Consider the following 25776-nt stretch of genomic DNA (forward strand, 5'->3'; position numbering starts at 1 on the left):
TCACTGCGCGATGGTTTTCACCGACACGCCGCGCTCGATCGGGGTGGAGCGGCCGTAGATATCTTCGAAGCGCTCGATGTCGTCTTCGCCGAGGTAGCTGCCCGACTGCACTTCGATGATTTCCAGCGGGATCTTGCCCGGGTTGCGCAGGCGATGCACCGAGGCGATCGGGATGTAGGTCGACTGGTTTTCGGTGAGCAGGAACACGTTCTCGTCGCAGGTCACTTCGGCAGTGCCGCTGACCACGATCCAGTGTTCGGCGCGGTGGTGGTGCATCTGCAGCGACAGGCACGCGCCCGGCTTGACCGAGATGTGCTTGACCTGGAAACGCCCGCCCATGTCCACCGAGTCGTACGAGCCCCACGGACGATACACTTCGCAGTGGTTCTGGGTTTCGCTGCGGCCCTGGGCATTGAGGGTGTTGACCATCTGCTTGACGCCCTGGACCTTGTCCTTGTGGGCAATCATCATCGCGTCCTTGGTTTCGACCACGACGATGTTTTCCAGACCGATCACCGAGACCAGTTTGCCGTTGCCGTGGATCATGCAGTTCTTGCTGTCCTGAATCACCACGTCGCCTTTGCTGACGTTGCCGTTGGCGTCTTTCTCGTTGACTTCCCATAGCGACGACCAGCAACCGACATCGCTCCAGCCGGCGCTCAGCGGCACGACGCAGGCGCGCTGGGTTTTTTCCATCACCGAGTAGTCGATGGAATTGTCCGGGCAGCAGGCGAAAGTGGCTTCGTCCAGGGTCACGGTGTCGGCGTCCTGCTGGCTGCGCTCGAGGGTCAGCAGGCAGGTGTCGTAGATGTCCGGATCGTGCTTTTTCAGTTCTTCGAGGAAGCGGCTGGCGCGGAACAGGAACATGCCGCTGTTCCAGTAGTAACCGCCGGATTCGACGTACTCGGTGGCGCGCTTGACGTCCGGTTTTTCGACGAAGTGCGAGACGCGGCTGACGCCCTCAGGCAGCAGCGAATCAGCGGTGGACTTGATGTAGCCGTAGCCGGTTTCCGGTTTGGTCGCCGGCACACCGAACAGGACCATTTCGCCGTTCTCGGCCGCGACGGTGGCCAGGGCCAGGGCGCGTTGCAGGGCTTTCTGGTCTTCCAGCACGTGGTCGGCCGGCAGTACCAGCATCAGTTCGTCACGACCTTCGTTGACCAGCATCATCGCGGTCAGCGCCACGGCCGGCGACGTGTTGCGGCCGAACGGTTCCATCAGGATGCGCTGGCATTCCAGATTGCGTGCAGCCAGTTGCTCGTTGACGATGAAACGGTGTTCCTTGTTGCAGACCACGATGGGCGTGTCCATGCCTTCGAACACCAGGCGCTCGAGGGTCTGCTGGAACAAGGTGTGTTCGCCGGTCAGGGCGAGGAATTGCTTGGGGAATTGCTTGCGCGAAAGAGGCCACAGACGCGAACCGCTACCACCTGACAAGATCACCGGAATCATAATGTTTACTCCATAAATGCAGTTGAGAGCTGCAAGCTGCAAGTGGTGAGTTAGAAGCACTGCACTTGCAGCTTGAAGCTAGTAGCTGATAGCTCGAGCGATTAGCGAGTCGACACCGGGCGTTTCACCCAGACTGGCGACAGGTTGCTGCCGTTGCCGGTGACGTACAGCACGGCTGCCTCACCACGCTCCAGCGCGACCGGTTTCACGTCGCCGACTTTCTTGTCGCCTTCGTACAGCGCCAGGCTGACTTTCACCGGGTTGATTTCACGTTCGCCACGACCTTTGGCAGCCACGTTCGGCACCACGTCGGTCTTGCCGTCGGCGGTTTTCAGGGTCAGCGATTTGTCGCTCAGGTTCTGCACGCGCACCAGGGATTTCTGCTTGTTCTTGAACGGTGGTTCTTCGATCAGTTGCGGCGCGCCGGAAGCGTTGTTGACCAGGGTGTAGTAGTGGTCACCGGCCAGTTTCACCGGCAGGGTCTGGCTGCCGACCTTGGCGCTGTAGTCGCCGCCCGGCATGAAGCTGAAGTCGCTGCTGGCCAGTGGCGCGATGTCGCTCAGGTTAGTGCTGCCGACAGTCGCGCTGACTTCCGCGTTGCTGGCGTTGTAGACACGCACGAAGGTCGAGCCTTTCGGTGCGGTCGGGCCGTACAGTGCGGCGTCGCCACCGGCGAAGGCTGGGACGGAAAGTACGCTGAGGCCAGCAACCAGTGCGAAGCTTTTAGCGAGACGACGAGGAGTTGTAGTGAAAGTCATGGTGTACCTCTCTTTCAGTTTTGCGCCCGATCGGGCGTCTCGGATTTAGTGTTGATGGCTACGTTTTGTTGGCGGGCGCCGGCTTGTTTGAGCTCTGCGACCCACTGCGGGTCGGCGTCGCCGATTTCGTTGTTCACAGGCAGATATCGTTCAGGAAACTCCCAGATCAGCACTTGTGGCGGGCTGTTCTTGAAGTCATCGCTTTTCAGGTAGCTGAGCATTGGCAGAATCGGGCCGTGGCCGTCTTCGGCGTAGTTGACGACGTCACTGTGCAGCGCTTGTTTGAGCGCACCGACGAAGTTCCAGTTCGGGTTGGCGCTGTAGCTGGTGCCGATCAGCGCGACCGGTACTTCGCTGTTGGCGAACAGGGCGTCGTCACCGGCAGGTTGCTCGGCGGCAACGGTGTTGCGTTTGAGCAGAGGCTCAGGCGCCGGCATCATGTTTTCGAACAGCGGATCGAGCGGCAGGAACAGACGCAGATCGCCCTTGTGCGTGACCTGCTCCGCTGGCGTGGTGACGAAGCGCTGTGGCTCGCCGCTCAGCGGGAATTTCTCGGCAATGGTCTTGGCCAGCGTATTGGCTGCGATTTCTGCGCCTTCCGGGGTCCAGTGGGTGTCGGTGCGCAGGAACACTTGCTCACCGTTCTGCTTGGCCTGTTGCAGCGGGCCGAGCAGATCAGGGGCGAGGATCTTGTCGGCCGCGACACGGGCGTGGAAGTCCTGATACAGATTCTGGTGAATGCTCGCAGGCTTCACTTCACCCAGATGCTCCGGATACAGACGCACCTTGGCCGGCACGATCGCCATCACCAGTTTCACGCCTTTGTCTTTCAGGGTCTGGCGCACGCCTTCGACCAGCGCGTAGTTGCCTTGCAGGTTCTGCTCTTCGTTGACGATCGGGTTGAATTCCTCATCGCTGTACAACCACTGGTCGCGGCCGAGCACGACGCCCGGACGACCTTCGTTGAACAGTTTGAAATCCAGCGCGGCCCAGAGGTTGGTGCCCAGACGCTTGATCGGGAATTCCTCGTCGTAGTGGGTTTCCACTGCCTTGGTCCAGCGGCCGTTGAGCACCGTCGCATCGGCGTTGGTGCTGAAGCCGAAGAAGCTGCGAATCGACCACAGACCCAGGACCAACAGCGTCACCAGGAACAGGGCGATGTAGAAGATGCGTAATGAGCGGGTCATGTCAGATCCCTCAGAACTGGAAGTAAAGGAACGGCGAGAAGCTTTGCGCCGAGAGTTTGAGAATCGAGGCGATGAACAACAGCAGGATCAGCCCGCGCATCACGTAGCGCGACCAGTCTGCGGTCCAGTAGGCCGGTTGCACCTGAGCTTCGACGCCGACGGTGTAGCCAGGTTCATGGATGCTCGCCGGATTTTCACCAGGCACTGCCTTGATCATTCCCGGGGTCGCAGTGGCAGGGCCGTCGGCCTCGACGTTGACAGCAGGTTTGGTCTTGGCTGGCGGCTGATTGGTGTACAGATCACGCAGGCCGAAGAACGCCAGGGTCACGTAGGCCACCACCAGAGTCGCCACTTGCAGGCCGGTCAGGCTGGCCTGATTGAGTTCCGACAGCGACCAGTCGCCGAAGCTGAACATCGCGCCGTACATGCGCCCGGCAACGTGCAGGTTCTCGGCACGGAAGATCACCCAGCCCATCACCACCAGCAGGAACGTCAGTGCCCAGCGGATCGGGTTGAGGCTGCGCGGCGAAGTGTTCAGGCCGAGCATTTTTTCGATCGCCAGCCACATGCCGTGCCAGGCGCCCCAGATGATGTAAGTGATGTTCGCGCCGTGCCACAGACCACCGAGCAGCATGGTCAGGAACAGGTTGCGATAGGTCATCAGCGTGCCTTTACGGTTACCGCCGAGGGTGATGTACAGATAGTCACGCAGCCAGGTCGACAGGCTGATGTGCCAGCGGCGCCAGAACTCGGTGATCGACTGGCTGATGTACGGCTGCTTGAAGTTTTCCATGAAGCGGAAACCCATCATCAAGCCCAGGCCGATGGCCATGTCGCTGTAACCGGAGAAGTCGAAATACAGTTGCGCGGTGTACGCCAGCGCACCCAGCCAGGCATCGCCCGTGGTCGGGTTCTGCAGGGCGAAGCAATGGTCGGCGACCACGGCGAGGGTGTCGGCGATGAAGACTTTCTTGATGAAACCCTGCATGAACCGCGTGCAGCCCTCGGAGAACTTGTCGAGGGTGTGCGTGCGGTTGTTGAACTGATCGGCGAGGTCACGGAAACGCAGAACCGGGCCGGCAATCAGGTGCGGGAAGATCGCCACGAACGCTGCGAAATCGATCAGGTTGCGCGTCGCCGGCGTGTCGCCACGGTAGACGTCGATGATGTAGCTGATCGATTCGAAGATGTAGAACGAAATACCGATCGGCAGCAGCACGTGGGTCAGGATGAACGGCTCGAGACCGAACGAAGTCATGATCGCGTTGATGCTGTCGACGCCGAAGTTGGCGTACTTGAAGTAGCCGAGGATGCACAGGTCGACGGCCACGCCGAGCAGCAGCCAGCGCTGTGCCGGTTTGGTTCGGACGCCGGCGGCACCGACCTTGAGGCCGATCCAGTAGTTCCACAGCGTTACCGCTGCGAACAGCGCAAGGAAGTCCACCCGCCACCAGGCGTAGAACACGTAGCTGGCGATCAGCAGCAGCAGGTTGCGATAGCGTTGCCCGCTCAAGTAGTACAAGCCGAGAAAGATCGGCAAGAACAGAAACAGGAACACGTTGGATGAAAATACCATCCCGATCTCTCCATGTTTGAACCAACAGTCAAGGGCCAAAGCCCCCCCAAACCCCCCGTGGTAGTGGAGGGGTGACACAGTGTTTGCTTGAGGTCTGGGCTGGCCGTCAAACCGCGCCCCTCACCCCCCGCCCTCTCCCGGAGGGAGAGGGAGCCTGATCTCCATGGTTTTCAAAAATGGAGATCGACTCGGTATTTCAGGTCGGCGGATTTCTCAAAAGCACCTCGGTCAGTCCCCTCTCCCTCCGGGAGAGGGTTAGGGTGAGGGGCTTTTGCTTTTCGCCTTTCAAGAACCTTTGTTGCCCTTTTCATGCGACGGGTCGTAGACCTTGGTCAGATCTCCGCCAAGGCGGAAAGTCTTGAACGGTTGCATGTCGCGCTTCTTCTCGATCACATCCGGCGCACAGGTGTAGAGCGTGCAGAACGGTTCGAGCCAGGCGAATTTCATGTCCTCTTTCAAGTCGGTCATGTCCTGCTTTTTGCCGTTCTTTTCTTCGAACTCATCAGGGTCTTTCACGCCGGCCAACACACGATCACCGAGACGCTTGAGCGCGCCATTGTTTTCCTGGCGCAGATCGACACCGTTGACCTGGGCGAAACTGGCGATCATCGCCAGCGGTGGCAGGGCGTAGTTGTGATAGGCGAGGGCGCGTTGCTGGCGCTTTAGTTCGTTGGGCAGGAAGCCGTCGGCGTCGACCTGATTGACGCCGACCTTGTATTCCTTGACCGCCCAATCAAACAGGTCGCGGCGGTTGGTGGCGACGGCGGTGGCCATCACCGACCAGGCAGCCCAGTACGAGTGGTTGTTGGTTTTTTCCAGCGGCAGGTTGTCCCAGTCGCTGACCACCTGATCAGCCATTTTGCTGAACCAGGCTTCGATCAACTGCGCTTCCTGCTGGTGCTGAGCCAGTGGATGCGAGTCGGAAAACTTCAGGTGAATGTACGAAGACGCCATGCTGCCCAGCGCCCATTTGCGCATCGACTTGCCGGTGTGGTTGAAGTCTTTCGACATCAGCGCATCGGCTTTCGCCCACGCGGTCAGCCAGTTGAGCGTGCATTCGAGCTGCTCCGGGCGACCGTCGCGCATGAACTGCATGACGCGCTTGGCGGTGCCGCGCTCAAGCGTGGTGATGTCTTTGGTGGTATCGCGAAAGGCTTTTTCCGACTGCACGTTCAGCGTCGCGCGGGCCTTGTCCGAACCTTCGTATTTACTGCGAAATTGCAGCGGACCGGTGTACGGCGCCGGCATCGCGTCGCAGCCTTCGCTCTTGTCGCCGGTCTTGAATTTATCCACCGGGGCGAAGTAGCCCTGCGGTGGACGCAATGGCGCGGCGGCCTGAGTTGCCCCGGCGAACATCGCCAGGCTCAGCAGCGTCGGTGCCAACAGGTTTTTCAGTTTCGGATTTCGCATAGCAGACCTCATTGCCCGAGCTGCGCGGTCTGTTGACCTGCGCCCGGGAATACGTTGCGTTTGCAGATTTTCGCTTCGACTTTTTGTGGCGCGGCGCCAGGTCCGGCTTCAGGACCCTGGACTTCGACCGCCAGCAGGTTTTGCGAGGCCCAGTCTTCGTCGGTGCGCAGCTCAAAGGCGAAACGACCGTCGGTATCGGAGGTTTCCGGTTTCTCGATCTTGATGTCCTCGTGGCGACCGTTCATGTACCAGAGGGTGGCTTGCAGGGTTTTCACCGAGGTGTCGGCGAAGCGGATGTCGACCTGATGGTTGGCGTTCTGCAGGTTCAGGTTCTTGCTGTTGACCAGCAGTTCTTGCTTGCTGCCCGGCTTCAGCGTGGTGCTGGCGGACATCTGCGCATCCTTGCCTTCACAACCGTTGTCGAGCAGCGCCATCATCTGGCGATAGATGGTTTCCTGATCGAGGCGGTACAGCGGCGAGAATTCCCAGATGAGAATCTTCGGCGGGGTCTTCTGGAATTCTTCGCTGCCCAGGTACTGCAGCATCGAACCTTCGAAACCGCCGCCGGGGAAGGCCACGTTGAGAATGTCGGCGCCGATGGCTTCTTCGAGGAAACCGGCGAAGTTGTAGTTCTTGCCGCTGTGCGACGTACCGACCAGGGTGATCTGCGGATTGCCGGAATCGCCGAACAGATCGCCGTCGCCTGCCTCGCCTTTCGGCTCGGTGGTGAACTGGTCCATGTACTGGATCGCGTAGCTGGTGCCACACAGTTGCCCGGCCATGTTGTGCAGGGTGCCGGTCTTGCCCATGCGCCCGGACTTCTTGGTCTCGAATTCACGCTTGGGAATGTCGGCGAAAGCGGGGATCTGCTTGACTTTTTCGGCGACGATTTTTGCCGTGCGCTGGGCGCCGTATGGCGTCCAGTGCTGGTCGCCACGGAAGTAGAAGTCGTGGGCGGGCAGGGTGTCCGGCAGCGACTCGTTGGTCAGCGGCGACAGGTCCGGCACGACGTAACCCATCTTGGCGAAACGGCCGAGCATGGTCTTGTAGTTGCCCAGCGCTTTCTCGTAATCGAACGCGGCTTTTTCCTGCGGGTTGAGCTTGTTGCGGTTCACCAGGCCACGGGTCGGCTGGTAGACGATCACCAGCTCCACGCCTTTGCTCTTGAACGCATCGTGCAACTGTTGCAGGCGCTTGTAGCCGGCCGGCGTGGTGTTGAACTCGGTGCGCAGGTCTTCCTGGGTACGGAACAGCCAGTCGCCCTGGGCCTGTACCAGCGTGGTGAAGTTCTGCTGATAACGCGTGGTGTAGTTCTTCGCGTCATGGGCAGCCGGGCACAGGTTGCAGCACGGTTCGGCGGTGAACTTCGGTGGCGCGGCGCTTGCGCCTTCAGCGTCGGCGCGGGCGTTGCCGGCAGCAAGAATGCCGAGGGTCAGGGCCGAGAGGCTGAGCAGTTTGATCATGTGTGGGTGCATAAAAATTATCCTCAGTCCTGCATTTCGGTCTGGCGTTCGACAGGGTCGATCAGCACGGCTTTCTGCTGGCGCACCAGCAGGTCGAGAATTTCATCCTGGCGCTCGCCAAGGATGCCGTTGAAGCTGATGCCGCTGGACTTGGTCGGCGCCAGCATCGACACGCGATACAGCTCGACACTCAACGGCGAGTCGATCGACAGCGGGCCGCTGCCATTGGCCGCCAGCTCGCCGCCCACCACAATCAGCGACACCTGCGCGTCGAACGGGTCGAGCTTGATGTCACGGTCGGTGTCGGTCAGGTCCTTGATGTGGCCGTAGATACCGGTCAGGCCGTTGGTCATGGCAACGTTTTCGTAGAGGCGGATGTTCACGCTGTTACGAATACGGATGCCGTGACGGGTATTGCTGATGACCTTGTTGCCCCACAGCAGGTTGTCGGCGGACTCGTAGAGCGTGATGCCGTCGGTGTGGTTCTTGTAGATCTCGTTGTAGGCAATGATGTTGTTGACGCTGTTACGGTCGATCACCAGGCCCGACAACTTGTTGTCGAAACTCTTGTTGTTGAAGATGAAGCTGTCGTTGACCTCACGGGAAATGATGATCCCGTGCTTCTTCTTCGTGCCGTAGACAGTGTTCTCGGCAATGATCAGACGGTGCGAGCGGTCATGCGGGTCGATGCCGTAGACGATGTTGTCTTTGTACGTGTTGCCCTTGACCACGAAGTCGCTGGTTTCGTAGCAGTAGAAGCCGTACCACATGTCCGAGAACTCGGAGCCGACGATCCAGCCGGTCGGTTCCGGGCGCTTGAGGACTTTGGCCATGTTCGGCGTGTACTGGGAAATACTCACCCCGTACGACTTACTGTTGGCGTAACCGAAACTGGCCATCTTGCTGTTGACGATGTAGGTCTCGGTGCCGCCCCAGGCGAGCAGGAACGGACGGAATTCCTTCGGCGAACGGAAGGTTGCCGGGCCGTTTTCCTTCTCGCGCCAGCCGGTGACTTTGGTGTCACTGACGAACAATTTGCCGTCGTTGACCAGGAACGAACCGGCCTCCTGCGACAGGCGCAGTTCCTGGGTCTGACCGTCGATTTCGAGGATGCCTTTCTCGCCAACGACGATCGGCAATCTGGCCAGGTACACGCCCGGAGCGGTCTCGCTGAAATACTGCTTGGGCAGTTTTTTCGCCAGATCCTTGAGGTTCATGTAGCCGTCGTCGATGAAGATCGCCTGCGGGATGCCGTGCTGACGCACCACCCATTCGGCCATCTTGTTATCGCCGCCGATGAAGTCCTTCAGGGCGTTTTCCTGCATCATCCGGCGCACGCTGATCTTGCCCGGCTTGCTGCGCACGATTTTCGCGGCAGCGGCTTCGGCGGTGAAGCCGGACAGGTCGGGCAGTTTCGGCTTGGCCAGTTGCAACGCCTCGGTCGGCGCGCTGCTGACGGTGTAGGTCTTGGCCTGTTGCAGTTCCTTGGCCACGGTCGCAGGTTTCGCCGGTTCAACATTGGCGAAGGCGCCGGCGCTGGCCAGCAGCATCGCGCCGGCCAGCAGGCTGAGTGAGCCTGTTCTGGTGCTGATCATGTCGGGCACTCCCTTGGCGGTTTGCATCAGAAGCGCCAGATCACGTCGATGAATGCGCGGTGCATGTAGGAATCAACCTGGCTGCCGTAGGCATCGCCCGGTTTGAACACACCGCCACGGAAACGCACCAGTGCCGAAGGCTCGTCGATCGACTGGCTCAACGCCGCTGGCAACAGGCCTTGCTTGAAGTACTTGGTGACGACCAGGTCCATTTCCTGACCCAGGTCCTTATTGCCATCTTCAAGCGGCAAGGATGTGCTGGAGAGGATTGCGCCGGTGACGTCGTCGGTGTTGTTTTCCACCGCGTTGATGCCGTTGCTGCCGACCGGCTTGTTGCCGTCGACACGCCAGAACTTGTGGTAGATCAGGCTGGCGTCGTACTCGTCGTTGACCATCCACGAACCGAACAGGGTGGCGGTCTGCATGTTGTTCATTTCGCCACGGAACGCTTCACCGAAACGGTGTACGCGCGAGCGGGTACCGGTGTAGTTGGAGCGGTTGCTCTCCAGACCGTTCTGCTCGTAATCAGCACTGGCGCGAGCATAGGCACCGCCCACTTGCCACTGCGGATCGAGGCGCAGACGCACGCCGACATCCGCCGCCCAGCCACTGATGTCATCGCTGCGCTTGGCTTGTGCCGGGCGCGTGCCATCGGCGTTCAGCGGGTTGACCGTGTCGCGGTCGCCGCTCATGCCGGTGATGCTGCCCCAGTAGTTGACGGTGTTGGTGTTGCGCCAGTTGTAGGCATCGCTGTCGGCGGTCAGGCCGATCCAGCTGATGTCGCCGTTCTGGGTCTTGTCCAGCGAGTCGCGCGGCACGCCCGGCTCGGCGTAATCGAGTTTGCCGTCATCGTGGGCGTGATGACCGCGAATGCCGACCCACTGGCCCGGCGTCCACTGGTACGCGGCGTCGGCGTAGGCGTGCAGGCGATCCTTGTCTTTCGGCGCCAGCTCTTTGAGGTCGGTGCGGTATTCGCTGAAGCGCTCGGCAACACCGGCATTGGCCCGCAGCAGGGTGGTGTCGAAGGTCCAGTTCAGCGCTTCGATGTTAGTGTCGCGCCATTGGCCGTCGTCATTGCGCAGGCGCTGGCGACCGAACTTGAGGATCTCGCCAGGGTAGGGCGTGAAGCCGCTGTAGCCGACCCAGAACTCGCGCATCGCGAGGTAGTTTTTCTTTGTTTCGCGATCGCCGCTGTCGGTGGACTCTGCGCCGTCCGATTGTTGCAGGGTGTCGGTCTCGATGATGTCGGTCGAGGTCACTGCCTGACCCATCGCATAGGCGCTCCACGCGCCGCTTTCGCCATAGATCCACGGACGCAGATCGAGGCCGACGCCGTTGACGTCGCCGCCACGGGCGGTGCCGAGGTCGCGGTCGTCTTCGGACTGGCCGGTGAGCTTCACTTCCAGGCCGAAGTTCTTGCTTTCAGTCATCGCAGCCAGTGTCGGGCAAGACCAGATCAGCGCGAAGGTGAGGCCAATACCGGCCTTCACGAATGGGTTCAGCTTCATAGTTTTTCCTCGCCGTCTTCTTCTTGCAGGGCGTGCAGTTGCAGCGTGTTCGGGTTCAGGGCGCCACGGCTGGCCTGTTCCTGTTGCAACAGGCGGCGGGCTTCGGGCAGGCGCTCGGGCGGCAATTGCGCCTCGAGAGTTGCCGCCAGTTCATCGGCTTGCGGGGTGTTCTGGGCCTTGGCCAGTTGGCTGAATACGTAAGCGTTCAGCGGGTCGGGCTTGGTGCCCTTGCCTTGGGAAAACAGCTGCGCGATGGCGAAGTCGGCACTGTTCTGGCCGTTGCGCGCAGCGGTCAGCAGATGGTCGAGAGCCTTCTGCGGATAGACCTTGCCCAGGTAGCCACGACGGTAGATCTGGCCGAGGTAGTAATCGGCGGCCACTTCGCGGCCAACGGCTTTCTGGAAATGTTCTTCGGCGACTTTTGCGTCAGCCGGGACCAGTTTGCCCTCGTAGTAGACCTTGCCCAGCAACAGTTCGGCGCGTGGCTGGTCGGCGGCGCGGCCGTTGTCCAGGTACTTCATCATCTGATCGACGTCGCCCAGTTCAGGGAAGTCGTAAAGCAGTTGGGCGAGGGTCACCCACGACGCCGGATAGCCCGGAGCGATCGGCTCGAGCAGCGCCTGCGCGGTTTTTTCGTCAGTCTTGCCAAGGGTCGAATCGGCCAAAACACGGGCCACGGAGTCGACACGCTGCGCGGTGACGGTGCCACGGCTGTAACCGGCCTGCATCTGCTTGATCAGCTCGGCCTGTTGGTCCGCCTGGCCACGTTTCTGGTAAACGGTGGCCAGTTCGACGTAGCAGATGTCGGTGGTGTTGAGCGCGGCCTTGCAGATTTTTTCCACGTCATCCAGGTGCTGGTCGTAAGTGCCCTGGGTGCGATACAGCAGCACTTGCGCCAGACCGGCTTCCGGGTAGCCCGACTTGCGCCACTGATCGATCTGCTGCTGAGCGTTGATGTTGGGGAAGCTGTGCGGGTATTGCAGATACAGCATCGCCAGCGGGATCAACGTGTTGCCTTCGCCATTGGCGGCGGCTTTTTTCAGCAGGGTTTCGGCTTCGTGGTGCTCGGCTTCGGTCGAGCCCGGCTTGGCCACCAGCAGGCGACCGAGACGTGCCTGGGCACGCGGCGAAACGCTCGCCGCTGCGCGGTAAGTCGCTTCGGCCTGTTTCATCTGCGCCGGGTCACGGCTGTCGACCTGAATATCGGCCAGGCCGACTTGCGCTTCGCTGTAACCCAGATCGGCCAGTTGCTGGTAATTCTGCGCGGCGGTGGCGGTGTCGCCACGCTTGAGCGCTTCGTTGGCCAGACGCTGATCGGGCAGCCCGGCGCAACCGGCCAGAGAAACTGCCAGCGCCAGCGAGCACACCATCAACCCCATGTGGGAGCGAGCCTGCTCGCGAAGCAGTCGACTCGGTACTTCAGACAGACCGCGCTGGCCCTTTCGCGAGCAGGCTCGCTCCCACAGGGTCGGCGGTGTGTTCAAGTTATGCGTAGTCACAGGCATGTCCTCGACTTAAAGACCGGCAGCCATGGCTTTGTCGATCAGCCAGTTCAGGTTCGGGCCACGGTCGCTGTTCACTTCCACCGGACGGCCGGCGAGGCTGCTGTCGAGCGGCTCGTCAGGCTGGATCTGCACGCGGATGTCGGAGGACAGGTCGGCGCTCTTCAGGCTGGTGCTGCTGACGATCTTGCCGGTGCGGGTCTTGTCTTCGCCGGCGATCTGGAAGCTCACCGGGGTGCCCGGACGCACGTCGCCGAACTGACGATAGGAGAAGCGTGCTTCAACGTTGGCCTGGGTGTTGCGCGGCACCAGTTGGAAAATCACGTCGCCCTTGCTCGCGTACTGACCGTCAGCCACCAGTTGCTGGGCCACGGTGCAGTCGCACGGCGAAGTCAGGGTGCCGGTCATTTGCTTGCCGAACAGTTCTTCAACCTTGGCCGGGGCCAGTTGATCTTCGGCCAGATGACCCTTGAGCACGTCGAGCATGCTGGTGCTGAAGGTCGCCAGCGGGGCGCCTTTGGCGGCAACGCCGTCGGACTTGACCAGGCTCTGCACGGTGCCGTCGCGCGGCATGGTGATGTTCATCCCCGGCACGCTGACCAGACCGGCCTGGGCGTGGCTTACGAAGTACATGCCGTACACCGACTTGAAGATGAAACCGGCAGCGACCAGGCCGACCGCGAAAATACCGGCGCTGAAGGTCACGGCTTTCAGGCGGCCGAACGGAGTCATGCCGGTGTCGTTGGTCTTGTTCTTGCGCGCCTTGGTGAAATTGTCGCGCTGCAGGGTCGCCAGTACTTCACCGATGCTGACGATGTCGCCGGCCAGGTGCGAAGTGATCAGGTGGCGCAGGGTGGAAATGTCCTGCGGCTCCAGGTTCTGGAACTGGCAGCCGGCACGCCCGGTGGCGCGGTCAAAGGAACGCACCTGCAGTTCAACGTCCATGGCCAGGCCGAGGTTGTCGATGACAAATTGCAGACGCGCCTTGTACACCTCGCCGATGGTCAGCGGCATCTGCCCGGCGTTGAACGCCAGACCGCCAGCCGACAGATCGAGGACCCGCGCTTCGAGCGGAGTCCGGTCAGGGCCGAAGAAACGCAGCTTGGCCGGGATTTTCACGCGAGCGTGCTGGCGCTGGGCTTCGGATTCATGCACTACGTTGACGTTGACGGCGGTATTCATAGGGGCGATTTCCTTGTTAATTCAATAGGAGCGGGTCAGACCATCATCAGCAGCACGGCGACAAAAATGCTGCCGGCGGAGAAGGTCATGGTCCGAGACGACCAGGTGTTGAACCAACGTTGAAAGCTGGCGAGATCACGGGTCAGGGATGTGGGCTGGCGAGTCCAGGATTGTTGGTCGAGGCGGAAGAACACGTAGATCTTCACCAGGGCGCCAACGATCTGGTTGTAATACAGAATCGCCGGGTAAGCAGGGCCGATACGGTGGCCGGAACACGACAGCAACAGCGTCAGGATCAGGCGGGTGATGCCGATCCACAGCAGGTACACGAGGATGAACGCGGTGCCGTACTTGAAGCTGGCGATCAGCGCGACGGTGAGGCCGAGCAGCGAAGTCCACATCGACACGCGCTGGTCGAACAGCACCACCGAGGTGAACACGCCGAGGCGGCGGATACCCAGGCCCAGTGCGCGCGAGTTCTGGCGCAGGTTGTTGCCGTACCAGCGGAACATCAGCTTGCGGCTGGCCTTGATGAAGCTCTTTTCCGGCGGGTGCTCAACGGTGTTGATCGCGGCGTCCGGCACGTAGAAGGTGTCGTAACCCAGGCGCATCAGGCTGAACCAGCTCGACTTGTCGTCACCGGTGAGGAACTTGAAGCGGCCCAGACGCCAGTGTTGCAGCGAGTCGCTTTCAACGTCGGCGATGAATTCCGGATTGGTCACCACGGAGGCTTTGAACACCGACATCCGACCGGTCATGGTCAGTACGCGCTTGGACAGGGCCATCGAGCACATGTTGATGTGACGCTGGGCGAAACGCAGCTTGTGCCATTCGCTCATGATGTAGCCGCCGCGCACTTCGCAGAACTCGTTGGTGGTCAGGCCGCCGACATTGCCGAACAGCTGGAACCACGGCACGGTCTTGCGCACGACGCCTTCGCCGAGCACGGTGTCGCCGTCGATCACGGCCACCACGGCACGGTCGTCCGGCAGGTGACGGGAGATCGCGCGGAAACCGAAGGCCAGACCATCGCGCTTGCCGGTACCGGGAATGCGCACGAAGTCGAGCTTGACCCGCTCCGGCGGATTCATCCGCGCCCACAGCGCCTTGACCAGCAACTCGTCGGACATTTCCACGATCGAGCAGACAATGGTGGTCGGCAGTTCGCAGTCGATGGCTTCGCGGATCACCGAGCTGTAGACCTGCGCGGTTGTCAGCGCGTCAATACGAAAGCTGGTGACCATCAGAAACACATGCGACGGGTCGGCCGCTTTACCCAGCTTGCGTACTTTGCGACGCAGGTGCGGGTAGACGATGTAGAGAAAAATCATGCCACGCACAAAGTGCGTTGCACCCATCGAGTAGCGCCAGATACCCACGGCGCCAATCAGGAAAATGAAGTCCTTCGACTCGGAGTCGAATGTGGACGTGGGCAGCATCAAGGCCAGGCCCATCAGCAGACTGAGATAAAAAAGCCAGCCGGCTGATTGCAGAAAAAAATGTTTGAGCTTGGTCATAACCGTCATCCGAAGGTGATGGAGGCTTCAAGCCGCAAGCGTGTTGCTTTTGCTTGCGGCTTGAAGCTTGAGGCTTGCTGCAGCCTTACCAGCAAATGCCTTCGGTGCGGCTACCGGCGCTGGTGGCCTTGGACATGAAGCCCACCAGGTCGATGACTTGCTTGCCCTGCGGCGCTTCCTGGGCCAGCGCACGGAATTTCTCGTCGCGGTTGCCGAGGATGATCACGTCGGAGTTGTCGATCACCGAGTCGAAGTCGGAGTTGAGCAGGGACGACACGTGCGGAATCTTCGATTCGATGTAGTCCTTGTTCGCACCGTGGACACGGGCGTACTCGACGTTGCTGTCGTAGATGCTCAGGTCGTAACCCTTGCCGATCAGCATTTCCGCCAGCTCAACCAGCGGGCTTTCGCGCAGGTCGTCGGTACCGGCCTTGAAGCTCAGACCGAGCAGGGCGACTTTGCGTTTTTCATGGCTTTCAACGATGTCGAAAGCGTTCTGCACTTGCGATTCGTTACTGCGCATCAGCGAGTTGAGCAGCGGTGCTTCGACGTCCAGGGAACCGGCGCGGTAGGTCAGCGCACGCACGTCTTTGGGCAGGCACGAACCGCCGAAGGCGAAGCCCGGGCGCATGTAGTACTGGGACAGGTTCAGGGTCTTGTCCTGGCAAACCACTTCCATCACTTCACGACCATCGACGCCGACGGCTTTGGCGATGTTGCCGATCTCGTTGGCGAAGGTCACTTTGGTCGCGTGCCAGACGTTGCAGGTGTACTTGATCATCTCGGCAACGGCGATGTCCTTGCGGATGATCGGTGCGTCGAGTTCTTCGTACAGCGATTGCAGAACGTCGCCCGAGGCGGTATCGAACTCGCCGATAACGGTCATCGGTGGCTGATCGTAGTCAGCGATGGCGGTGGATTCACGGAGGAATTCCGGGTTGACCGCAACGCCGAAATCGACGCCGGCCTTCTTGCCGGAGCAGTCTTCCAGAATCGGGATGACCACGTTGGCCACGGTGCCTGGCAGCACGGTGCTGCGCACGACGATGGTGTGGCGGGTGGTTTTTTCACGCAGGACAAAACCGATCTCGCGGCATACGGCCTCGATGTAGTTCAGTTCCAGGTCGCCGTTCTTCTTGCTTGGCGTGCCGACGCAGATCATCGACAGGTCGGTATCACGAATCGCCTCGGCGAAATTGGTCGTGCCGCGCAGACGACCGGTCTGGATACCCTGTTGCAGCAGTTCGCCCAGGCCTGGTTCGACGATTGGCGATTTGCCGGCGTTAATCATGTCGATCTTGTCTTTGGCAACATCGACGCCAACTACGTCATGGCCCCGTGCAGACAGGCAACCGGCACATACTGCGCCAACGTAACCCAAACCAAATATGCTGATGCGCATCGCAATTACCTCTGTATATATCAGGCCTTAGAAGGCCGGAGTTAATGGTGTTCAGCGGTCACTAGTGCACTCGGAAGTGCGGCTTACAGGCGCCACAATGCCGTGTGCAGGCATACAAAGTTCCGAGTGTCTAATAAGTGCACTCAAGAAGTGCGCAACTAGGCCTTGTTGTTATGACTTGCCCTGTTATGCAGCCGATCTTCCGTGCGGGAAGACTCTAGTGCAGTCGTGTAGCCTGCTCGACGTCCGGTAGGGAGCCGGTAAATCAAGCAGTTAGGTGCTCAGGCGAGCACGTTTATAGGGGCGCGGCCTTGGCCTTTGTAGGGGATATTAATGGTGCGTATCTCCTGTCCATCGATTGTTTTGAGACTCGTTAGTCACTCAGGCAAGTTGCTGTGACAACTTGGTTACATGGCTATCTGCTCTGCGTAAGTTATCTCGTACAAACTCGGCGAGAATCGTTACCGGTGGTATGAGCAACGCATTTGGACATAGTTCCAGCCCGCTCATCGTGCCGGCCGAAATTTTTTGAAATACTGACTAAGATGGCACTGGGTGCAAAGTGATAGCACTAACGATTTCGCCCTTTATTGATCGGGGTGAAACCGGGGTCGATAGTTTTGTGCCACTACCGGTAAAAAATTTAAGTGCCACTACTGAAAAAAAACTTCAGTGTCGAGTGAAACTAAAATTAGAAAACAGGGTGTGGTTTTATTGGCGCCATGAAATTGGCGATATATAGCGAGGGGATTTTGACTTCGGGCGGACTGCACGACTCCTGATGAAAAGAGTCGTGCAAAGGGCATGCTTTATTCCGGGGCGTGGTCGCGCAAAAACACCAGATTGTCGGGTTTCGATTGCTCGGCGCTGTAGCGATAACCCTGCACATCGAATTGCTTGAGCTGAGCCGGATCGTTGATGCGTTCCTGAATCACAAAACGGCTCATCAGGCCGCGCGCTTTCTTCGCATAGAAACTGATGATCTTGTACTGGCCGTTCTTTTGATCCTTGAACTCGGTGTTGATGATCCGCGCCTTCAAGGCGCTGCGCTTGACCGCGGAAAAGTACTCGTTGGATGCAAGGTTGAGCAGCACGTCATCGCCCTGATCGGCCAGCGCTTCGTTCAGCCATTCGCTGATGCGCGTACCCCAGAACGCATACAGATCCTTGCCACGGGCGTTGGCCAGTCTGGTGCCCATTTCCAGACGATAGGGCTGCATCAGGTCCAGCGGGCGCAGCAGGCCATAAAGGCCGGAGAGCATGCGCAGGTGCTTTTGCGCGTAATCGAATTGCGCCTCGCTGAACGACTGCGCGTCGAGGCCGGTGTAGACATCGCCCTTGAATGCGAGCAGGGCCTGCTTGGCGTTCTCTGGTGTGAAGGCCGGCGTCCAACTGCCGAAACGCGCGGCATTGAGGCCACCGATCTTGTCGGACACATGCATCAACTCGCTGATCTGCGCCGGGCTCAGCTCGCGCAGCTGCTGGATCAGTTCCTGGGAATGGTCGAGGTACTGCGGCTGAGTGAAGCGCTGGGTCGCCGGCGGTGTTTCGTAGTCGAGTGTCTTGGCGGGGGAAATCACCATCAGCATGAAGTCGTCTCCTTTAATCGTGGGGGCGATTCTAGGGGGTTGTTCTTGTTGACTCCAGCTATGGGGGTTATAGGTCGGTGCAAGTGCCGGGATTTGCGACGGTTGGTGGATTTTACCCTCACCCCAGCCCTCTCCCAGAGGGAGAGGGGGCCGATGTTCGCTGGCTTCAAATTTGAGTTCGACTCGATAGCTCAGGTAGACGGATATCGAAAGAACCGCTCGGTCAGCTCCCTCTCCCTCTGGGAGAGGGCTGGGGTGAGGGTGACGACCTTGAATCTTGCACATCAGCTATAGTGCCGCGCGGGTTTTGTTATGGAGACATCCCTTTGCGCATTGTTCTTTTATTCACCGCGTGGCTGTTGAGCTTCGCGGCCGTCGCGGCGCCCGGTGATGCGGCGACGCTGGATCGCACGACCTGGCCGGAGCAGCTCAGCAATCCGACCCTGTTCGACGTCGCTTCGCGGGCGGAGATTCTCATGTTCGCTCGCGGTCTGCTCGGCACCGAGTCCATCGACGAAGCGGCACTGGCCCAGCGTCTCGGTCTGCGCACGGTCAATATCGATGCGGTCAATCAGTTGCGCCAGCGCCTCTGGCAGCGTTTGCTCGCCAACTACAATCACGCCCAGCAGAGCTGCGATCAGGACGCCTCGTTCTGCTTCCTTGTCGAAGATTTGCCGACCCTGCGCGAGCAGGCGGCCAAGTTCGTGGTCAGCGACGACAGCTATTACACGAAGTGGGCCGAGCCGAGCCGGATCTTCCATTTGCAGTACCTCGACGAGTTGATGCGCAAGGCCGCGCTGTCACCGCAAACCAGTAACGAATTCGATCGTTTCGGCGACTACGAGCGCAACGGCGACGACATGCACGACCGGCTGTTTCTGCTGACCTTCGACAGCGCCGCCAACGTGCAACCGGACAACACTGACTGGCTGACCGAATACCTGCGCAAGTCCAATCTGAGCGGGACGTTCTTTGTCCTGGGCAAGGATATTCAGGCGCGACTCGGCGGGCGCTCGGTCAGCAGCCTGCAGGCGAGCTTTTCCCGGCAGTGCGTCGGCGTGCAGGGCTGGGAGTTCCGCTCCCACAGCCATTGGCAGGACTGGCAGGATTCAGTACGGCGCAGCGCAGATCTGGTGAAAAACAAACTGCCGGAAAACTACGTGCCGCTGTTCCGTCCGCCGGATGGCCAGCGCCGCAGTGACGCGCAGGGTTTTTTCAATAGCCAGGGCCTGCAAGTGGCGCTGTGGGACATCGATGCCCAGGACGGTGCCGGCAAGCTCAAGGGCCCGGCCAGCGCGCAGCGGGTGTTGACCCTGATGTTGCTGTGGCGTCACGGGGTGATCAATTTCAACATGAAACAGGATGCGGTGAAGACGTCCTTGCCGTGGCTGATCACCCAGACTGCGCAGAGCGGCATCGGCTGGGAAGACTGTCAGGACGCGTTCCGTTGAGAAACGAAGAAAAGCCCGGAAACATTGGGCCTTGGGTGATTTTCGGGAGGAATTCGATGCAGGCGGACTTCCGACTTTAGCGGTGTCTGGGGAGTCCGCCAAGGGCTTTTCGTCACTCTGCAAAATAAACTTAAAAAAACCGTCAAAGTACTTTTTTATGTCATCGGTTTTGGAGTATTACGAAGACAGACCGCCGAAACCTGCAACACAGGTGGCGTCTTCCCAGACTCCTATTGTGTGCAGTTCATCCAGCCCTCGTGGATGAATTCGGCAGTCACCTCGAGGCGCAGCACTGTCAAGGTATTGCGTCGAATGGCTCCCACATAGGTGACCGAGTATGGATGATCACGGACGCAGCCCTTCCTCCAACCAGCCAATCCTGTATGTACTCGATACCAACGTATTGATTCACGATCCAAATGCCCTGCTGAATTTCGAAGAACACCACGTCGCTATCCCGATGACCGTGCTGGAAGAGCTGGACAAGCTCAAGAGCGGCCATCACAGCGTGGCCGCCGAATGCCGCCAGGCAATCCGCTTGATCGACAAGACCCTGGGCGATGCGTCCCCCGAAGACGTCGAACTGGGCGTGCCGATCCAGCGTGGCAAGGGCGGGCCGAAGGGCTTGCTGTCAATTCTGATGAGCAAGCAGGCCGAGTCGAACCTGATTCTGCCCGAGCACCTGAACGACAACAAAATCATTAACCAGTTGATCGATCTGCACACTCGCGATCCGCAGAAACCGGTGGTACTGGTCACCAAAGACATCAACATGCGCCTCAAGGCGCGCGCCTGTGGCATCGACGCCGAGGACTACAGCACCGATCAACTGGTCGATGACGTGTCCCTGCTGCCCAACGGCTATCACAACATGACCGGCTCGTTCTGGGACCGCGTGAGCAAGGTCGAAACCCGTCAGGACCATGGCCGCACCTGGCATCAGGTGCAACTGATCGACAACCTGCCGGCGGTGCACATCAACGAGTTCATCATCGACGAGCAGGGTTTCGTCGGCTGGATCAAGGAAATCCAGGAAGACAGACTGCTGATCCTCGACCTGCATCAGGAGCCACTGCTGCATCAGGAGGCCTGGGGCCTGAAGCCGCGCGACATCTATCAGAGTCTGGCGCTGTACGCGTTGCTTGATCCGGACATTCATCTGGTCAACCTGTCCGGCGCCGCCGGGTCCGGTAAAACCATTCTGGCGCTGGCCGCTGCGATCGAGCAGACCATGGTCAGCAAGCGTTATCGCCGCATCATCGCCACCCGCAGCGTGCAGGGTCTGGACCAGGAGATCGGCTTCCTGCCGGGTACCGAAGCGGAAAAAATGGAGCCCTGGCTGGGCGCCATCACCGACAACCTCGAAGCCTTGCACATGGATGACGAAAACACCCATGGCAGCGTCGACTACATCCTCAGCAAAGTGCCGTTGCAGTTCAAATCGCTCAACTACATTCGTGGTCGCAGCTTCCAGCAGAGCCTGATCCTGATCGACGAATGTCAGAATCTCACGCCGCACCAGATGAAAACCATCATCACCCGTGCCGGCGCCGGTTCCAAAGTGGTGTGCCTGGGCAACCTGGCACAGATCGACACCCCTTACCTGTCCGCGACCAGCTCCGGGCTGACCTATCTGACCGAACGCTTCAAGGACTTCCCCAACGGTGTGCACATCACCCTGCAAGGGGTGCCTCGCTCGATCCTGGCCGAATACGCCGAATCGCATCTCTAAGAGGAGCAGCAACAAGCTTCAAGCCGCAAGCTACAAGTGGTCCGAGTGAAATTCACTTGCCGCTTGAAGCTTGCGGCTTTCGGCTGTTTAAATGCGAGCTTTCCTGCCGCCTGCCTACCGCGCTTTAACTTGCCGCTTGTAGCTTGCCGCTCGCAGCTGCCTCAAGGAGGCCCTCGTGCTGACTCATCTCGATTCCCAAGGTCGCGCCAACATGGTCGACGTCACTGAAAAAGCCGTGACGTTCCGTGAAGCGACCGCTCAAGCGCTGGTGCGCATGCTCCCCGCAACCCTGCAGATGATCGTCAGCGGCGGTCATCCCAAGGGTGATGTATTCGCCGTGGCACGCATTGCCGGGATTCAGGCGGCGAAGAAAACCAGCGATCTGATTCCCCTGTGCCACCCGCTGATGCTCACCGGCGTCAAAGTCGAACTCAGTGCCGAGGGCGATGACAGCGTGCGCATCGTTGCCCGCTGCAAGTTGTCCGGGCAGACCGGCGTCGAGATGGAAGCGCTGACCGCCGCCAGCGTCGCCGCCCTGACCATCTACGACATGTGCAAAGCCGTGGATCGTGGCATGACTATCGAAAGCGTGCGTCTGCTGGAAAAAGTCGGCGGCAAGAGCGGCCACTTCCAGGCGGAGCAGCCATGAACCTGACCGTGAAGTTTTTTGCCCGTTACCGTGAAGCGCTGGGCGTGGATTCGGTAAAGGTTGAAGGAGATTTCGCCACCGTCGATGACGTACGCGCACTGCTCGCGCAACGTGATGGCGCCGAGGTGCTGAGCGAGCAGAACCTGATGTGCGCACGCAACGAAGATCTCTGCCAGCTCGATGAGCCGGTGGCCGATGGTGACGAAGTAGCGTTTTTCCCCACCGTGACCGGAGGCTGAACATGGCGATTCGGGTGCAGGCCACGCCGTTCGATCCGGGCGCTGAAGTCAATGCGATGCACGCGGCCAATGTCGGCGTTGGCGCGGTGGTGAGCTTTGTCGGTTACGTCCGTGACTTCAACGACGGGCTCGACGTGGCCGGGATGTTCCTTGAGCACTATCCGGGCATGACCGAAAAAGCCCTCGGCAAAATCGCCGTCGAAGCCGAGCAGCGCTGGCCGCTGCTGAAGCTGGAAGTGCTGCACCGCATCGGCGCGCTGGAGCCGGGCGAGCCGATCGTCTTCGTTGGCGCCGCCAGCGCCCACCGCCAGGCCGCGTTCGATGCCTGCGCCTTCGTCATGGACTACCTGAAAACCCGCGCGCCGTTCTGGAAGAAAGAAAACACCAGTGACGGCTCGCGTTGGGTCGAAGGGCGCGACAGTGATCATGCGGCGGCCGATCGCTGGAAGAAGTAATTCCTGTAGCGCCCTCCAGTCAGTCTTCGCGAGCAGGCTCGCTCCCACAATTGGAATGCGTTCCCCTGTGGGAGCGAGCCTGCTCGCGAAGGCGTCATCTGCGACACCGAAACCTCCCCTCTCTACCCGATTGACGATTTGTACCTGAGAGTCCAGTATGGATTTCCAAGTACAAAAAAGCTTCTGTCTTGCAGCTGATAGCTTGCCGCTTGTAGCTGCTCTTCTTGCCAAACCAACAACAAACCGCGAGAGAACGAACATGAAGAAACTCCCCCTCATCACCGGTCTGGCCCTCAGTCTGTTGTCCTGTGCCAGCGTCTTTGCCGCCGAGAAAACCCTGCGCATCGGTATCGAAGCGGCTTACCCGCCGTTCGCGTCGAAAACCGACAAAGGTGAAATCGTCGGTTTCGACTACGACATCGGCAATGCCCTGTGCGCGCAGATGAAGGTCAATTGTGTGTGGGTCGAAGGTGAGTTCGACGGGCTGATCCCTTCACTGAAAGTGAAGAAGATCGACATGGCGCTGTCGTCGATGACCATCAACGAAGATCGCAAGAAGTCGGTGGATTTCAGCCACAAGTATTACTTCACGTCCTCGCGCCTGGTGATGAAGGAAGGCGCTACGGTGGATGATCAGTACGCCAGCCTCAAAGGCAAGAATGTCGGCGTGCAGCGCGCGACCACCACCGATCGTTATGCCACCGAGGTGTTCGAACCCAAGGGCATCAACGTCAAGCGCTACAGCAACAACGAAGAAATCTACATGGACCTGGCGGCGGAGCGCCTCGATGCGATTTTCGCCGACACCATTCCGCTCAATGACTTTCTGTCGATGCCGCGCGGCAAGGGTTACGCGTTTGTCGGGCCGGAGCTGAAGGATCCGAAGTATGTCGGCGAGGGGGCCGGGATTGCGGTGCGCAAGGGTAATGCCGAGCTGGTCAGCCAGTTGAACAGCGCCATCGACGGGATTCGCGCGAGTGGCGAATATCAGAAGATTTCCCAGAAGTATTTCAAGACCGACATCTACGGCGATTGATCAAGCGCTTTTCGCGAGCAGGCTCGCTCCCACAGGGGGAACGCATTCCAAATGTGGGAGCGAGCCTGCTCGCGAAGAGGCCAGCGCTAGCGATGCAAATCTTCAGCCCTTCAATTCCTTCAAATGCTTGTACACCGTCGCCCGTCCCATGTTCAGCACATTGGCCACGTAGTTCGAGGCGCTTTTGCCCTTGAACGCGCCTTCGGCGTGCAGCGCCAGCACCAATTCGCGTTTGTGATCGCGGGTCAGCAGGTTCAGGCTCAACTGCCGCTCGCGCAGCCAGGCGTGGAGGAAGGTGTTGATGCGTTCCTGCCAGTCATCACGGAACAGCGAGTCCGGTTGCGGAATCAGTTTGCTTGGTGACAGAAACAGATCCAGCGCCGCCTTGGCGTTCTCGAACAGGGAAATATTCAGATTGATGCACAGCACCGCCAGCGGCCGGCTTTCGCTGTCGCGCAGCACAGTGCTCAGGCTACGAATTTTCTGACCGTCCCAATTGAGCTTTTCGTACGGGCCGATGTTCCTGTCGCTGACATCCTCGCTGAGCATGTCCTCCAGCGACGAGTCGTCGCCGATGTCGCGCTTGGACAGGTTGTTGGCGATGTAGTCGACCTTCTGCGTGCGCAGGTCGTGCAGCACCACCTCGGCATGGGGAAAGAACAGCGTGGCGATGGCGTCGGCGATGGCGCGGAAGTTATCCAGCGCCGGGTCGAATTCGGGGGCAGTCATGACAGTGGAGCTCCAGGCAGCGTCAGCGCCCCTTGTGCCGGGGCGCTGCGAGTGTGCCGCAATCTCTTGGACGCGTCGATGCGATCAAGCCAGTCGGGCCGGGGAGAGCATGGCGCTGTCCAGACCGAATTGATGCAGGTGCTCGGGGAACGGCTCGCCGCGCACCAGCGCCGCACTGGCCTGGCCCATCGCCGGCGACGTCTGGATACCGTAACCGCCCTGCGCGGCGACCCAGAACAGCCCCGGCACTTGCGGGTCGAAGCCGCTGAGCAGATCACCGTCCGCCACGAAACTGCGCAGACCGGCCCAGGTGCGGGTCGGGCGGCGGATGGTCAGCGTGGTGGCTTCTTCGATCTGATAAATGCCCATGGCGATGTCGAGTTCTTCCGGCTGCACGTCGTGCGGTTCGACCGGGTCGGCATTGGCCGGCGAGCCGAGGAACATGCCGGCGTCGGGCTTCATGTAGAAGGATTCGTCGAGGCTGACCAACATCGGCCAGTGATGAATATCCACGCCTTCCGGGCCGGCAAAGATAAACGCAGCGCGACGTTTCGGTTGCAGGCCCAGCGGCTGCGCACCGGCGAGGACACCGATCTTGTCCGCCCAGGCGCCGGCGGCGTTGATCAGCACCGGTGCGCTGAACGTCTCGCCATTGGTCTGCACGATCCACAGGCCATCGGCATCGCGGCTCAGGCCGAGCACTTCGCAATCGGTGTGGACTGTGCCGTGGTTGCGGCGAATGCCGCGCAGGTAGCCCTGATGCAGCGCATCGGTATCGATGTCGCAGGCCGAAGGATCGTAGATCGCGCCGTGGACTTTTTCCCGGCGCAGGATCGGCAGGCGTGCGCAGGCCTCGTCGGCGCTGAGCAGTTGCATCTGCGGCACTGTGGCTTTGGCGCTGAGGTACTGGTTGTTCAGTTCAGCTGCATCACCGATGAAGTCGACGGTCATTTCGCCGCGTGGGGTCAGCAGCGGATGCTCGCAGAAGCCGCTCGGAGGACTGTCGAAGAAGGCGCGGCTGGCCTGGGTCAATGCGCGTACCTGTGCCGTGCCATAAGCAGCGGTGTACAGCGCCGCGGAACGACCGGTGGAGTGGTAGCCGGGATGGGTTTCACGCTCAAGCACGATCACTTTGCCGTGCGGCGCCAGCCAGAACCCGGTGGAAGCGCCGGCAATCCCGCCGCCAATGATGATGAAATCTGCGTGGTTCATGTAGGTCTCCAGTGGGTACGCAATATCAAGGCGTTCGCTAGTCCCTGTGGGAGCGAGCCTGCTCGCGAAAGCGGTGTATCAGTCGACATCTTCGGTGAATGTCAGACCGCATTCGCGAGCAGGCTCGCTCCC

At 60.0% G+C, this 25776-nt stretch carries 21 protein-coding genes; 6 read left to right on the plus strand and 15 right to left on the minus strand.

Annotated features, from left to right (window positions below; all coding sequences use genetic code 11):
- From GXB78_RS14810 to yaaA, 13 genes are all read right to left on the minus strand, one after another.
- On the minus strand, positions 1-1452 hold the full coding sequence (locus GXB78_RS14810; protein WP_186568165.1) for a mannose-1-phosphate guanylyltransferase/mannose-6-phosphate isomerase: 1452 nt from the start codon (positions 1450-1452) through the stop codon (positions 1-3).
- 101 nt (positions 1453-1553) lie between these two features.
- On the minus strand, positions 1554-2210 hold the full coding sequence (locus tag GXB78_RS14815) for an alginate O-acetyltransferase AlgF (protein ID WP_137215452.1): 657 nt from the start codon (positions 2208-2210) through the stop codon (positions 1554-1556).
- A 14-nt stretch (positions 2211-2224) separates the two neighbouring features.
- On the minus strand, positions 2225-3397 hold the full coding sequence (locus tag GXB78_RS14820) for an alginate O-acetyltransferase (protein WP_329515908.1): 1173 nt from the start codon (positions 3395-3397) through the stop codon (positions 2225-2227).
- Between the two features lie 10 nt (positions 3398-3407).
- Complete coding sequence (locus GXB78_RS14825; RefSeq protein WP_329515909.1) at positions 3408-4973, minus strand: MBOAT family O-acyltransferase; 1566 nt, start codon at positions 4971-4973, stop codon at positions 3408-3410.
- A gap of 285 nt (positions 4974-5258) precedes the next feature.
- Positions 5259-6383 (minus strand): mannuronate-specific alginate lyase, encoded by a 1125-nt coding sequence (locus GXB78_RS14830; RefSeq protein ID WP_329515910.1) that lies wholly within the window; start codon positions 6381-6383, stop codon positions 5259-5261.
- An 8-nt stretch (positions 6384-6391) separates the two neighbouring features.
- Complete coding sequence (locus GXB78_RS14835) at positions 6392-7858, minus strand: alginate O-acetyltransferase (RefSeq protein ID WP_329515911.1); 1467 nt, start codon at positions 7856-7858, stop codon at positions 6392-6394.
- 11 nt (positions 7859-7869) lie between these two features.
- Positions 7870-9441 carry a mannuronan 5-epimerase AlgG gene (algG, locus tag GXB78_RS14840; protein ID WP_329515912.1) on the minus strand — a complete coding sequence of 524 codons (1572 nt, stop codon included), beginning with the start codon at positions 9439-9441 and terminating at the stop codon, positions 7870-7872.
- Positions 9442-9467: 26 nt separating this feature from the next.
- The gene (locus GXB78_RS14845) at positions 9468-10949 is read right to left on the minus strand and encodes an alginate export family protein (RefSeq protein WP_329515913.1); all 1482 of its coding nucleotides are present in this window, start codon (positions 10947-10949) and stop codon (positions 9468-9470) included.
- Positions 10946-12448, minus strand: coding sequence for an alginate biosynthesis TPR repeat lipoprotein AlgK (gene algK / locus GXB78_RS14850; protein ID WP_408005130.1), 1503 nt, complete (start codon positions 12446-12448; stop codon positions 10946-10948). The genes GXB78_RS14845 and algK overlap by 4 nt, the downstream gene beginning before the upstream one ends.
- Before the next feature lie 15 nt (positions 12449-12463).
- Positions 12464-13633 (minus strand): alginate biosynthesis protein Alg44, encoded by a 1170-nt coding sequence (locus tag GXB78_RS14855; RefSeq protein WP_024011680.1) that lies wholly within the window; start codon positions 13631-13633, stop codon positions 12464-12466.
- A gap of 35 nt (positions 13634-13668) precedes the next feature.
- Positions 13669-15150: a mannuronan synthase gene (gene alg8, locus GXB78_RS14860; protein ID WP_161806094.1), complete on the minus strand. Its 1482-nt coding sequence runs from the start codon at positions 15148-15150 to the stop codon at positions 13669-13671.
- Positions 15151-15235: 85 nt separating this feature from the next.
- Positions 15236-16552 carry a nucleotide sugar dehydrogenase gene (locus GXB78_RS14865; RefSeq protein ID WP_186551312.1) on the minus strand — a complete coding sequence of 439 codons (1317 nt, stop codon included), beginning with the start codon at positions 16550-16552 and terminating at the stop codon, positions 15236-15238.
- Positions 16553-17361: 809 nt separating this feature from the next.
- On the minus strand, positions 17362-18141 hold the full coding sequence (yaaA, locus tag GXB78_RS14870) for a peroxide stress protein YaaA (protein ID WP_329515915.1): 780 nt from the start codon (positions 18139-18141) through the stop codon (positions 17362-17364).
- 326 nt (positions 18142-18467) lie between these two features.
- Here yaaA and GXB78_RS14875 point away from each other — a divergent pair, with 326 nt between their 5' ends.
- The 6 genes from GXB78_RS14875 (at position 18468) to GXB78_RS14900 (ending at position 23703) form a co-directional block, all read left to right on the plus strand.
- Entirely contained in the window at positions 18468-19592 is a 1125-nt protein-coding gene (locus GXB78_RS14875) for a polysaccharide deacetylase family protein (protein WP_329515916.1), read from the plus strand.
- 337 nt (positions 19593-19929) lie between these two features.
- The gene (locus GXB78_RS14880; RefSeq protein ID WP_024011685.1) at positions 19930-21324 is read left to right on the plus strand and encodes a PhoH family protein; all 1395 of its coding nucleotides are present in this window, start codon (positions 19930-19932) and stop codon (positions 21322-21324) included.
- Positions 21325-21499: 175 nt separating this feature from the next.
- A complete protein-coding gene (gene moaC, locus GXB78_RS14885) occupies positions 21500-21973 on the plus strand; it encodes a cyclic pyranopterin monophosphate synthase MoaC (RefSeq protein ID WP_041479492.1) in 474 nt (157 codons plus the stop codon).
- Positions 21970-22212 (plus strand): molybdopterin converting factor subunit 1, encoded by a 243-nt coding sequence (moaD, locus tag GXB78_RS14890; RefSeq protein ID WP_090188144.1) that lies wholly within the window; start codon positions 21970-21972, stop codon positions 22210-22212. The genes moaC and moaD overlap by 4 nt, the downstream gene beginning before the upstream one ends.
- Positions 22213-22214: 2 nt before the next feature.
- Complete coding sequence (gene moaE, locus GXB78_RS14895; protein ID WP_329515917.1) at positions 22215-22667, plus strand: molybdopterin synthase catalytic subunit MoaE; 453 nt, start codon at positions 22215-22217, stop codon at positions 22665-22667.
- 259 nt (positions 22668-22926) lie between these two features.
- Entirely contained in the window at positions 22927-23703 is a 777-nt protein-coding gene (locus GXB78_RS14900) for an ABC transporter substrate-binding protein (protein WP_329515918.1), read from the plus strand.
- 102 nt (positions 23704-23805) lie between these two features.
- On the opposite strand, the gene GXB78_RS14905 is transcribed toward GXB78_RS14900, so the two are convergent.
- Entirely contained in the window at positions 23806-24432 is a 627-nt protein-coding gene (locus GXB78_RS14905) for a helix-turn-helix transcriptional regulator (protein ID WP_329515919.1), read from the minus strand.
- Between the two features lie 84 nt (positions 24433-24516).
- Positions 24517-25644: an NAD(P)/FAD-dependent oxidoreductase gene (locus tag GXB78_RS14910; RefSeq protein ID WP_329515920.1), complete on the minus strand. Its 1128-nt coding sequence runs from the start codon at positions 25642-25644 to the stop codon at positions 24517-24519.
- Between the last annotated feature and the right edge of the window lie 132 nt (positions 25645-25776).

This window comes from Pseudomonas moraviensis subsp. stanleyae, from assembly GCF_036283065.1.
Taxonomy (GTDB): domain Bacteria; phylum Pseudomonadota; class Gammaproteobacteria; order Pseudomonadales; family Pseudomonadaceae; genus Aquipseudomonas; species Aquipseudomonas stanleyae.